The organism is Streptomyces sp. NBC_00986, assembly GCF_045162565.1.
Lineage (GTDB): Bacteria > Actinomycetota > Actinomycetes > Streptomycetales > Streptomycetaceae > Streptomyces.
The window spans coordinates 7,744,806-7,757,173 of the sequence record NZ_CP108733.1; the positions used below are offsets into that span (position 1 = coordinate 7,744,806).

Below are 12,368 nucleotides of genomic sequence, written 5' to 3' on the forward strand. Positions count from 1 at the left end.
GAGACCGAACCGTGAAGAGCGCCGTGGAGACCCTGAACCCGACCCGGGTTCGGCTCAGCATCGAGGTGCCCTTCGAGGAGCTCAAGGACAGCCTCGACGCGGCGTACAAGAAGATCAACCAGCAGGTCACGGTGAAGGGCTTCCGGAAGGGCAAGATCCCGGCGCGCGTCATCGACCAGCGGTTCGGCCGCGGTGCGGTCCTGGAGGAGGCGGTCAACGACGCGCTTCCGAAGTTCTACACCGAGGCGGTCAACGAGGCGGAGCTCAACCCGCTCGGCCAGCCCGAGGTCGACATCACGGAGCTGAAGGACGGCGAGACGCTGAACTTCACCGCCGAGGTCGACATCCGCCCGACCATCGAGATCCCGGACTACTCGGGCATCGAGGTCGAGGTCGACGCCGTCGAGGTCAGCGAAGCGGACATCGACGAGTCGGTCGAGCAGCTCCGCGAGCGCTTCGCGGCGACCTCCCCGGTCGAGCGCGCGGCCGTCGACGGTGACGTCGTCACCCTCGACCTGGAGGCCAAGGTCGACGGAGAGGTCCTCGAGGACGGCGTCGCCGAGGGTGTCTCCTACACCATCGGTTCCGGCGAGCTGCTCGAGGGCATCGACGAGGCCGTGACCGGCCTGGAGGCCGGTGGCGAGGCCACCTTCGCCTCCGAGCTCAAGGGCGGCTCCGCGGCCGGCCAGGAGGCCCAGGTCACCGTCAAGGTCACCCAGGTCGCCGCCCGCGAACTGCCCGCGCTGGACGACGAGTTCGCACAGCTCGCCTCCGAGTTCGACACCCTGGAGGAGCTGCGCGCGGACAGCCGCAAGCGCCTCGAGAACATGAAGCAGTACGACCAGGCCACGCAGGCCCAGGAGCGCGTCCTGGAGAAGCTGCTGGAGCTCGTCGAGGTGCCCGTCCCCGAGAAGCTGCTCGAGGACGAGATCAACACCCGCAAGCACAACCTGGAGCACCACCAGCTCGGCCAGATGGGCCTCGACCTCGACAAGTACCTGGAGATCCAGGGCAAGACGGCCGAGGAGTTCGACACCGAGACCAAGGAAGCCGCGGTCAAGGGCATCAAGACGCAGTTCGTCCTCGACGAGCTCGTCAACAAGGAGAAGCTGAACGTCAACCAGGAGGAGCTCACCGAGCACCTCATGCGCCGCGCGGCCTCCTCCGGCATGTCCCCCGACCAGTTCGCCCAGGCCGTCGTCGAAGGCGGCCAGGTCCCCCTCCTGGTCGGCGAGGTGGCCCGCGGCAAGGCCCTGGCCGTAGTGGTCGAGGCCGCCACGGTGAAGGACACCAACGGCGAGATCGTCGACCTGGACGACGAGGACGAGACGGCGGAGACCGTAGAGGCCGCCGCCGAGGAGCCCACCGAGGCGTAAGCAGCCACACGAGGGGCCCTGGGGTTTGCATCGAGCCCCGGGGCCCTTTGTCGTACCGCTCACCGGAGCGCCCCTGAAGGGGCGCGGGGCTGTATCGATTTGCGGCTCCGCCGCGCGGGCGCGCTCAGCCCCCACTCACCCGCAGCCTCGCCACAGACCGCACCCACCCCACCGCGAGGGATTCCGCTCAGGCCGGCGCAGCGCATGCGCTGACAGCGAACAGTTCCCTTTGCGGGATTCTCCGAAGGGACCCGCGCGTTAGGGTCCATGAATACGAGGGCAGGGGAGTCCCCGTTGCCCCCGGCAGTACACGTGAGACGGCCCGGCGCCGTCGTAAAGACGAGCAGGTGGATACGTGACGAATCTGATGCCTACAGCCGCCGGCGAGCCCTCTATCGGTGGCCTCGGCGACCAGGTCTACAACCGGCTGCTCGGTGAGCGGATCATCTTCCTCGGCCAGGCGGTCGACGACGACATCGCCAACAAGATCACCGCGCAGCTCCTCCTCCTTGCCGCCGACCCCGACAAGGACATCTACCTCTACATCAACAGCCCCGGCGGCTCGATCACGGCCGGCATGGCGATCTACGACACCATGCAGTTCATCAAGAACGACGTGGTGACCATCGCCATGGGCCTCGCCGCCTCCATGGGCCAGTTCCTTCTCAGCGCGGGTACCCCGGGCAAGCGCTTCGCGCTGCCGAACGCCGAGATCCTGATCCACCAGCCCTCCGCCGGCCTGGCCGGTTCGGCCTCCGACATCAAGATCCACGCGGAGCGGCTGCTGCACACCAAGAAGCGCATGGCCGAGCTCACGTCCCAGCACACGGGCCAGAGCATCGAGCAGATCACCCGCGACTCGGACCGCGACCGCTGGTTCGACGCGCTCGAGGCCAAGGAGTACGGCCTCATCGACGACGTGATTCCCACGGCCGCCGGTATGCCGGGCGGCGGCGGTACCGGGGCCTGAGGCCCCAGACAGCCCCCAGCCGACCGCCTCAGCCCCTAGGAGAGAGACAGTGAACGACTTCCCCGGCACCGGCCTGTACGACCGCGCACGCGCCGAATACACGGCTCCCGCCGCCGAGTCCCGTTACGTGATCCCGCGTTTCGTCGAGCGCACCTCGCAGGGTGTCCGTGAGTACGACCCGTACGCGAAGCTCTTCGAGGAGCGCGTGATCTTCCTCGGTGTCCAGATCGACGACGCGTCGGCCAACGACGTCATGGCGCAGCTGCTGTGCCTGGAGTCGATGGACCCCGACCGCGACATCTCGATCTACATCAACAGCCCCGGTGGCTCCTTCACCGCGCTGACCGCGATCTACGACACGATGCAGTTCGTGAAGCCGGACGTCCAGACGGTCTGCATGGGCCAGGCCGCGTCCGCCGCCGCCGTCCTGCTGGCGGCCGGTACGCCGGGCAAGCGCATGGCGCTGCCGAACGCGCGCGTGCTGATCCACCAGCCGTACAGCGAGACGGGCCGGGGCCAGGTCTCCGACCTCGAGATCGCGGCCAACGAGATCCTCCGCATGCGTGCCCAGCTGGAGGACATGCTGGCCAAGCACTCGACGACCCCGCTGGACAAGATCCGCGAGGACATCGAGCGCGACAAGATCCTCACGGCCGAGGACGCCCTGGCGTACGGCCTGATCGACCAGATCATCTCCACCCGGAAGATGAACAACGCCGACGTCCGCTGACCCGGACCTGTATCGTCCACCACCCCTCGGCACGGTCCACGTGGAAGTGAACCGTGCCAAGGGGGGCCCGAACGGGGGGCCCGGCAAGGTACCGTCGGACATAAGGCAGCACCAGGAGTCGCTGGACCTAGGCGTCTCCCAGGCGAAGGGGAAGCACACCGTGGCACGCATCGGTGACGGCGGCGATCTGCTCAAGTGCTCGTTCTGCGGCAAGAGCCAGAAGCAGGTCAAGAAGCTCATCGCAGGGCCCGGTGTGTACATCTGCGACGAGTGCATCGACCTCTGCAACGAGATCATCGAGGAAGAACTCGCGGAGACGAGCGAGGTCCGCTGGGAGGAACTTCCCAAGCCCCGCGAGATCTACGAGTTCCTCGAGGGGTACGTGGTCGGCCAGGAGTCGGCGAAGAAGGCACTCTCGGTCGCGGTGTACAACCACTACAAGCGCGTCCAGGCCGGTGAGAACGGCGGCGGCCAGAGCCGCGAGGACGCCATCGAGTTGGCGAAGTCCAACATCCTCCTGCTCGGCCCCACGGGCTCGGGCAAGACCCTCCTCGCACAGACCCTGGCCCGCATGTTGAACGTGCCGTTCGCGATCGCCGACGCGACCGCGCTCACGGAGGCGGGCTATGTCGGCGAGGACGTCGAGAACATCCTGCTGAAGCTCATCCAGGCCGCCGACTACGACGTCAAGAAGGCCGAGACGGGCATCATCTACATCGACGAGATCGACAAGGTCGCCCGCAAGAGCGAGAACCCGTCGATCACGCGCGATGTGTCCGGCGAGGGCGTCCAGCAGGCCCTGTTGAAGATCCTGGAGGGCACCACGGCCTCGGTCCCGCCGCAGGGCGGCCGTAAGCACCCGCACCAGGAGTTCATCCAGATCGACACGACGAACGTCCTGTTCATCGTGGGCGGCGCCTTCTCGGGCCTGGAGAAGCTCATCGAGTCCAGGGCCGGCGCGAAGGGCATCGGCTTCGGCGCGACGATCCGCTCGAAGCGGGAGCTGCAGGCCAAGGACCAGTTCGAGGACGTCATGCCCGAGGACCTGGTGAAGTTCGGCATGATCCCCGAGTTCATCGGCCGGCTGCCCGTCATCACCTCGGTCCACAACCTGGACCGCGAGGCCCTGCTCCAGATCCTCATCGAGCCGCGCAACGCACTCGTCAAGCAGTACGAGCGCCTCTTCGAACTCGACGGCGTGGAGCTGGACTTCGAGCGCGAGGCCCTCGAGGCCATCGCCGACCAGGCGATCCTCCGCCAGACCGGCGCGCGCGGCCTGCGCGCCATCATGGAGGAAGTCCTCCAGGGCGTCATGTACGAGGTCCCGTCCCGCAAGGACGTGGCCCGGGTCGTCATCACGGCGGACGTCGTCCTGTCGAACGTCAACCCGACCCTGATCCCGCGCGACGCACGCGGCCGCGGCCCGGGCGAGCAGAAGACGGCGTAGCCGCTACGACTGCTTCCTTGTACGACACGAAGGGCGCCCGGTCAGTCAACTGACCGGGCGCCCTTCGTGGTCGAGGCCTCCGGGCCTCCGGGGTCAGGTCTTCACCCGGACTTCCTTGCGGAGCTTGGTCGTCATGGAGACGGCGGTGTCCTTGGACACATCGGCCGTGTTGTCACCGGGGGAGACCATCGCGATGGTGCTGTAGTCGGCCCAGGCGCAGAACCAGTCGGTCTGTGTCTTCTTGGTCACCTGGTTGGTGCCCTTGGCCGCCTGGCACTTCATGACCGCGCCGTTGACGTCGACCGACTCGGGGTCCCCGACCAGCTTGCTGCCGCCCGACGAACTGCTGGAGGAGCCGCTCTGGTTGACGTCCTTCTGGATGTCCGCGAAGAACGCGTCCAGGGCCTTCTGCGGATCGGCGATCTTGCCGTAGGCGCCGATGAGCGAGATGCCCTTGGCCGTGAGCAGCTCCGCCGCGCTGGGCGCGGTGGAGGGGTCGCTCGGGTTGTAGCCGCTCAGGTCGGCCGTGGTGTAGGCGCCGAAGACGGCGGTGCCGTTCTTGACGCCGCTCTTCTCCAGGTCCTTCACGGTCGACGAGCCGCTGTCGCTGGTGTCGCCATCCTTGGTGGCCCGGTTGTAGTCGCCGAGCACCTTCGCCGGTGTCGTCAGCTTGTGCGGACCGTCGTCCGCGAGACCGGACGACCCGGTGTAGCCGAGCACGAAGTACACACCCACGCCGATCGCGGCCACGACCGCCACCGCGCCGATGATGAGCCCGGTCTTCTTCTTCCCGCCGGGCGGCGGCTGCGGAACGCCGTACGGGGGCTGCCCGTAAGGAGGTTGGCCATAGGGCGCCTGCTGGCCGTACGGCGGCTGCGGCTGTCCGTAGGGGCCCTGCGGCGGGACGCCCTGCGGGGGCTGCTGTGCCGGATAGCCGTAGCCGGGCTGGGCGGGGGGAGCCTGCTGGGGGTAGCCGTAGCCGGGCTGGGGGGCGCCCTGCGGCGCCTGCTGGGGAGGCTGGCCGTAGGGGCCCGGCTGACCGTACGGACCGGGCTGCTGGGGCTGCCCGCCGTACGGGCCCGGCTGGTTGTAGCTCATTTCTGGGTTCCCCTCCAGATGTTTATGTGATCCCGACATCCTGGCCCAGTCACAGGAAGCGCAGAGCATCGGGGGGCGCACCGTTACAGAACAAACGCGTTTCGGGACACCGCCGCGACACCCCTAAACTGGGCCCGTGACCGAGAACGCTCAGCAGCAGCCATCAGCGCCCGACTCCGAACTGCCGACCCAGTACGCGCCGGCCGATGTAGAGGGGCCGCTGTACGAGCGCTGGGTGGAGCGGGGTTACTTCGAGGCCGACGCGAAGAGCGAGAAGCCGCCGTACACGATCGTCATCCCGCCGCCGAACGTCACGGGCAGCCTGCACCTCGGGCACGCCTTCGAGCACACGCTCATCGACGCCCTCACGCGCCGCAAGCGCATGCAGGGGTACGAGACGTTGTGGCAGCCCGGCATGGACCACGCCGGCATCGCCACGCAGAACGTCGTCGAGCGCGAGCTGGGCAAGGAGGGCAAGTCCCGCCACGACCTGGGCCGTGAGGCGTTCGTCGAGCGCGTCTGGCAGTGGAAGGGCGAGTCCGGCGGGCAGATCTCCGGCCAGATGCGCCGCCTCGGCGACGGTGTCGCGTGGTCGCGCGAGCGCTTCACCATGGACGAGGGCCTTTCCCAGTCCGTCCAGACCATCTTCAAGCGGCTCTACGACGACGAGTTGATCTACCGCGCCGAGCGCATCATCAACTGGTGCCCGCGCTGTCTCACCGCGATCTCCGACATCGAGGTCGAGTACCAGGACGACGACGGCGAGCTCGTCTCCATGAAGTACGGCGACGGGGACGAGACCATCGTCGTCGCCACAACTCGCGCCGAGACCATGCTCGGTGACACGGCCGTCGCCGTTCACCCGTCGGACGAGCGCTACAAGCACCTCGTCGGCAAGCTCATCAAGCTGCCGCTGACCGACCGTTCCATCCCGGTCGTCGCGGACGAGCACGTCGACCCCGAGTTCGGCACGGGTGCCGTCAAGGTCACCCCGGCCCACGACCCGAACGACTTCGAGATCGGCCAGCGGCACGACCTCCCGGCCATCACGGTCATGGACGAGCACGCCGTCATCACCGTCCCCGGCCCCTTCCAGGGCCAGGACCGCCTCGAAGCCCGCTCCGCGATCGTCGCCGCCCTGCGCGCCGAGGGCCGGATCGTCGCCGAGAAGCGGCCGTACGTCCACTCGGTCGGCCACTGCTCGCGCTGCAAGACGACCATCGAGCCGCGGCTGTCCATGCAGTGGTGGGTCAAGGTCGCCCCGCTCGCGAAGGCGGCCGGCGACGCGGTCCGTGACGGCCGGGTCAAGATCCACCCCCAGGAGATGGAGAAGCGCTACTTCGACTGGGTCGACAACCTCCACGACTGGTGCATCTCACGGCAGTTGTGGTGGGGCCACCGCATCCCGGTCTGGTACGGCCCGAACGGCGAGGTCGTCTGTGTCGGCCCCGACGACGAGGCCCCGACCGGCGAGGGCTGGCACCAGGACACCGATGTCCTCGACACCTGGTTCTCCTCCGGCCTGTGGCCCTTCTCCACCCTCGGCTGGCCCGAACAGACCGAGTCGCTCGCGAAGTTCTACCCGAACTCCGTCCTGGTCACCGGCTACGACATCCTCTTCTTCTGGGTCGCCCGGATGATGATGTTCGGCCTCTACGCGATGGACGGCACCCCGCCGTTCCACACCATCGCCCTGCATGGCATGGTCCGCGACCAGTTCGGCAAGAAGATGTCCAAGTCCTTCGGGAACGCGGTCAATCCGCTCGACTGGATGGACAAGTACGGCTCCGACGCGCTTCGTTTCACCCTCGCGCGCGGCGCCAACCCGGGCGTCGACGTCCCGATCGGCGAGGACTGGGTCCAGGGTTCGCGCAACTTCGCCAACAAGCTCTGGAACGCGACCCGCTTCGCGCTCATGAACGGCGCGACGATCGAGGGCGAACTCCCGGACGCCGACCGCCTGTCGGCGACCGACCGCTGGATCCTGTCCCGCCTCAACTCCACGGTCGCCGAAGTCGACGCGCTCTACGAGGACTACCAGTTCGCGAAGCTCTCCGACGCGCTGTTCCACTTCGCGTGGGACGAAGTCTTCGACTGGTACGTCGAGTTGTCCAAGACGACGTTCATGGCGGGCGGCGAACCGGCCGAGGTCTCCAAGCGCGTCCTCGGTGAAGTCCTGGACGTCACCCTGAAGTTGCTGCACCCGATCGTCCCGTTCGTCACGGAGACGCTCTGGACGACCCTCACGGGCGGCGAGTCGATCGTCATCGCGGACTGGCCGAAGGACTCCGGCTTCCGTGACGCACCGGCCGAGAAGGAGATCGAGACCCTCCAGCAGGTCATCACCGAGGTCCGCCGTTTCCGCGCCGACCAGGGCCTCCAGCCCGGCCAGCGCGTCCCGGCCCGCCTCACCCTGGACGGCACGGCCCTGGCCCCCCACGAGGCCGCCATCCGCCAGCTCCTCCGCCTCCAGCCCGAGGGCGACGCCTTCGCGGCCACGGCGACCCTCCCGGTCGGCGGTGCCACGGTCGCCCTCGACCTCTCCGGCACGATCGACATTGCGGCGGAGCGGAAGCGCCTCGCGAAGGATCTGGCGGCGGCGGAGAAGGAGCGCCAGCAGGCTGAGGCGAAGCTCGGCAACGAGGCGTTCCTGGCCAAGGCCCCGGACAACGTGGTCGACAAGATCCGCGGCCGCCTCTCCAAGGCGGACGAGGACATCACCCGCATCAAGGCCCAGCTGGACGGCTTGCCGGAGGCGTAGGGGTTTGTGGTCAGGTGGGGCCCCGGTGTGTATTCAGCACCGGGGCCCTTCGCCTGCCTTTGGGGCGCCCGGGGCCCTTTCAGCGCCGGGCGCCCTCCCGTACCCAAGGGGCGCGGGGAACTGCGCGACCAGCCCCCACCGGGCCCGCAGACGAAAGACCACCCCAACCTCCGTAGACTGACCCACGTGACTGACAGCGACCCGTTCGACGAGATCATCGAGGCCGAGACCGACCGCGACCCCGACCTCGCGGTCATCGAGGCCGGCAGCCGCACCCTACGAGCCCAAGGCACCGGCGCCCCCCAGGCAGACGTCCCGGGCCGTCCGGAAGACCCCGCCCTGGACAAAGCCCTCCGCGCCGTAGAGGCCGACCTCGCCACCCGCTGGGGCGAGACCAAGCTGGAGCCGTCGGTCAGCCGCATCGCCGCGCTGATGGACGTCCTGGGCGACCCCCAACGCTCGTACCCCTCGATCCACATCACGGGAACGAACGGCAAGACCTCCACGGCCCGCATGATCGAGGCGCTCCTCGGCGCCTTCGAACTGCGCACCGGCCGTTACACCTCCCCCCACGTTCAGTCGATCACCGAACGCATCAGCCTCGACGGCGCCCCGATCTCCGCCGAGCGCTTCATCGAGACGTACGAGGACATCAAGCCGTACATCGAGATGGTCGACGCACAGCAGGAGTTCCGCCTGTCGTTCTTCGAGGTGCTCACGGGCATGGCGTACGCCGCGTTCGCGGACGCGCCGGTCGACGTGGCCGTCGTAGAGGTCGGCATGGGCGGCAGCTGGGACGCCACCAACGTCATCGACGCAGCCGTCGCCGTGGTCACCCCCATCGATCTCGACCACACCGAGCGCCTCGGCGGGACGACGGGCGAGATCGCCACCGAGAAGGCCGGCATCGTCAAGCAGGACGCGACCGTGATCCTGGCGCAGCAGCCGGTGGACGCGGCGCAGGTGCTGCTGAAGAAGGCCGTCGAGGTGGACGCGACCGTGGCCCGGGAGGGTCTCGAATTCGGGGTCGTGTCCCGGAACGTCGCGGTCGGCGGACAGCTCATCAACCTCCGCGGGCTCGGCGGCGAGTACGAGGAGATCTACCTCCCCCTGCACGGCCCGTACCAGGCGCACAACGCCGCCGTGGCGCTCGCCGCCGTGGAAGCGTTCTTCGGGGTGGGGGCGCAGCGGCCCGATCCGCTCGCGATCGACACCGTGCGGAAGGCCTTCGCGTCGGTCACCTCGCCCGGGCGGCTGGAGGTGGTGCGGCGGTCGCCGACCGTCGTGCTGGACGCGGCGCACAACCCGGCGGGCGCCCGTGCGACCGCCGAGGCCGTGGCGGAGGCGTTCGACTTCAGCAAGCTGATCGGGGTCGTGGGCGCCAGCGGCGACAAGAACGTGCGCGGGCTGCTCGAAGCGTTCGAGCCGATGTTCGCCGAGGTCGTCGTCACGCAGAACTCCAGTCACCGCGCGATGGACGTGGACGAGCTGGCCGGCATCGCCGTCGAGGTGTTCGGCGACGAGCGCGTGCAGGTCGAGCCGCGGCTGCCCGACGCGCTGGAGGCCGCGATCACGCTGGCCGAGGAGGACGGCGAGTTCGCGGGCGGCGGTGTGCTCGTCACCGGTTCCGTCATCACCGTGGGTGAGGCCCGACTGCTCCTGGGGAGGGGCTGACCTTCCGTGCGTACGCTCTGTTCTTCCACGCTGATCGGCGAGTTCTTCGTGATCGGTTTCGCCGGGCTCGTGGCCATGAAGGACCCGGACCTGGCCACCTCCACCGTGTGGACGGTGTGCGGGATCGCGATGTTCCTGTCCGTCGCGCTGTGCGGCGTGGTGACCCGGCCGGCCGGCATCGCGCTCGGCTGGGCGCTCCAGATCGCGCTGATCGCGTCGGGCCTCGTCGTACCGTCGATGTTCTTCCTCGGGGCGATCTTCGCGGCCCTGTGGTGGGCCTCGGTCCACTACGGTCGGAAGATCGACGAGGCGAAGGCGCGGTTCGCGGCGCAGGCCGCGCAGACCGACTCCACTACACCTGACGCTGCGTAATGGACGCATGGACACGCCCTGTAGCCTCGGCCTTGTCGTGAGACGACCGTGACACGACCGTGAGCCGTCCCGCACCATCATGATCAGAAGGAGTCCTGTCGTGACCCAGCGCACCCTCGTCCTGCTCAAGCCCGACGCCGTACGTCGTGGCCTGACCGGCGAGATCATCAGCCGCATCGAGCGCAAGGCCGGCTGGCAGATCACCGCGCTGGAGCTGCGCACCCTGGACCAGGACACCCTGGAGCAGCACTACGGCGAGCACAAGGGCAAGCCGTTCTACGAGCCGCTGATGGAGTTCATGGCCTCCGGCCCGGTGCTCGCCCTGATCGTCGAGGGCGACCGGGTCATCGAGGGCGTACGCCAGCTGGCCGGTCCGACCGACCCGATCGCCGCCGCGCCGGGCTCCATCCGCGGCGACTTCGGAGTCATCGTCCGGGAGAACCTGATCCACGCCTCGGACTCGGAGGAGTCCGCCGAACGCGAGGTGAAGATCTTCTTCCCCGGGCGCGGCTGAATCTCCATCAGTAACCCACATGCCTGACCAGGGGCGGCCGTGTTTTTCCGGCCGTCTCTTGGCATATGCGTGCCGATCGGGGGAACGAGTGCCCCCGTTGGGCCGTCTCCACAAGCGAGGCCGCGCCTCACATGCTGACAATGGCGAAGACCCTCGCGCAGTGTTCGTGATGGCGCGTCTACGATGGAAGCCTTCACGTCACAGCACCCACTTCGCCGACCTGAAAAGCCCTCAAAAGCTCCCAGGAAGGCCAGACGAATCCTGATGGGGAACTCAATGTCGTTCATCGGCCGTGACATGGCTGTCGACCTCGGGACCGCCAACACGCTGGTGTACGTCAGGGGTCGCGGGATCGTACTCAACGAGCCGTCCGTCGTCGCGATCAACACCAACACCGGTGGCATTCTCGCGGTCGGCTCCGAAGCCAAGAAGATGATCGGGCGCACGCCCGGCAACATCGTTGCCGTACGTCCGCTGAAGGACGGTGTCATCGCCGACTTCGAGATCACCGAGCGCATGCTCCGCTACTTCATCCTGAAGATCCACAAGCGGCGCTATCTGGCCCGCCCCCGCGTCGTCGTCTGTGTGCCCTCGGGCATCACGGGCGTCGAGCGCCGTGCCGTCATCGAGGCGTCGTCCCAGGCCGGCGCCCGCCAGGTGCACATCATCGAGGAGCCCATGGCCGCGGCCATCGGTTCCGGCCTGCCGGTCCACGAGGCCACGGGCAACATGGTGGTGGACATCGGCGGCGGCACCACGGAGGTCGCGGTCATCTCGCTCGGTGGCATCGTCACCGCCCAGTCCATCCGCGTCGCGGGCGACGAGTTGGACAACGCGATCATCCAGCACATCAAGAAGGAGTACTCGCTCCTTCTGGGTGAGCGGACGGCTGAGCAGATCAAGATCACGATCGGTTCCGCGTACGACCTCGACGACGACCAGCACACCGAAATCCGCGGCCGGGACCTGGTCTCCGGTCTGCCCAAGACCGTTGTCATCTCCGCCGGCGAAGTCCGCAAGGCGATCGAAGAGCCCGTCAACGCGATCGTCGACGCGGTGAAGACGACCCTCGACAAGTGCCCGCCGGAGCTGTCCGGCGACATCATGGACCGAGGAATCGTTCTGACCGGCGGCGGAGCCCTGCTGAAGGGTCTCGACGAGCGGCTGCGCCGGGAGACCGGCATGCCGATCCACATCGCCGAGGACCCGCTCGACAGCGTGGCGCTCGGCTCCGGCAAGTGTGTGGAGGAGTTCGAGGCGCTGCAGCAGGTCCTCGACGCCCAGCCGCGCAGATGACGTAACGCTTCGATTCCGCCGTACGGGATGATCTCCTCTCGTGCGGCGGATCGTTGATACGGAGGCATAGGCTCCGTCATAAGCCTCCGTATCCATCCGCACGGACAACTCCCGCTCGTACAACACCTGC

The 12,368-nt window shown here is 68.0% G+C and carries 10 protein-coding genes; 9 read left to right on the top strand and 1 reads right to left on the bottom strand.

Translation table 11 applies throughout. The annotated features are described in order from the left end of the window. Positions 1-11: 11 nt before the first annotated feature. The 4 genes from tig to clpX all read left to right on the top strand — a co-directional run bounded on the left by tig (position 12) and on the right by clpX (position 4,523). Positions 12-1,376, top strand: coding sequence for a trigger factor (gene tig, locus OG504_RS34665; RefSeq protein ID WP_405993328.1), 1,365 nt, complete (start codon positions 12-14; stop codon positions 1,374-1,376). Between the two features lie 367 nt (positions 1,377-1,743). Further along, the gene (locus OG504_RS34670) at positions 1,744-2,346 is read left to right on the top strand and encodes an ATP-dependent Clp protease proteolytic subunit (protein ID WP_033285987.1); all 603 of its coding nucleotides are present in this window, start codon (positions 1,744-1,746) and stop codon (positions 2,344-2,346) included. Between the two features lie 49 nt (positions 2,347-2,395). Beyond that, positions 2,396-3,076, top strand: a complete 681-nt coding sequence (locus OG504_RS34675; RefSeq protein WP_405839990.1) for an ATP-dependent Clp protease proteolytic subunit — start codon at positions 2,396-2,398, stop codon at positions 3,074-3,076. A 160-nt stretch (positions 3,077-3,236) separates the two neighbouring features. After that, positions 3,237-4,523, top strand: coding sequence for an ATP-dependent Clp protease ATP-binding subunit ClpX (gene clpX / locus OG504_RS34680; RefSeq protein WP_033285988.1), 1,287 nt, complete (start codon positions 3,237-3,239; stop codon positions 4,521-4,523). A gap of 93 nt (positions 4,524-4,616) precedes the next feature. Here the strand turns inward: clpX and OG504_RS34685 are convergent, their stop codons facing one another. Continuing rightward, entirely contained in the window at positions 4,617-5,621 is a 1,005-nt protein-coding gene (locus OG504_RS34685; RefSeq protein WP_405993329.1) for a hypothetical protein, read from the bottom strand. Between the two features lie 136 nt (positions 5,622-5,757). On the opposite strand from OG504_RS34685, the gene OG504_RS34690 reads away from it, so the two are divergent. The 5 genes from OG504_RS34690 (at position 5,758) to OG504_RS34710 (ending at position 12,238) form a co-directional block, all read left to right on the top strand. After that, the gene (locus tag OG504_RS34690) at positions 5,758-8,382 is read left to right on the top strand and encodes a valine--tRNA ligase (RefSeq protein ID WP_405993330.1); all 2,625 of its coding nucleotides are present in this window, start codon (positions 5,758-5,760) and stop codon (positions 8,380-8,382) included. Positions 8,383-8,568: 186 nt separating this feature from the next. Further along, complete coding sequence (locus tag OG504_RS34695; protein ID WP_405993331.1) at positions 8,569-10,056, top strand: bifunctional folylpolyglutamate synthase/dihydrofolate synthase; 1,488 nt, start codon at positions 8,569-8,571, stop codon at positions 10,054-10,056. 6 nt (positions 10,057-10,062) lie between these two features. Then, entirely contained in the window at positions 10,063-10,428 is a 366-nt protein-coding gene (locus OG504_RS34700) for a DUF4233 domain-containing protein (RefSeq protein WP_405993332.1), read from the top strand. A 100-nt stretch (positions 10,429-10,528) separates the two neighbouring features. Beyond that, positions 10,529-10,942 carry a nucleoside-diphosphate kinase gene (gene ndk / locus OG504_RS34705; protein ID WP_033285892.1) on the top strand — a complete coding sequence of 138 codons (414 nt, stop codon included), beginning with the start codon at positions 10,529-10,531 and terminating at the stop codon, positions 10,940-10,942. Between the two features lie 276 nt (positions 10,943-11,218). Further along, positions 11,219-12,238 carry a rod shape-determining protein gene (locus OG504_RS34710; RefSeq protein ID WP_019065566.1) on the top strand — a complete coding sequence of 340 codons (1,020 nt, stop codon included), beginning with the start codon at positions 11,219-11,221 and terminating at the stop codon, positions 12,236-12,238. The last annotated feature ends 130 nt before the right edge of the window (positions 12,239-12,368 follow it).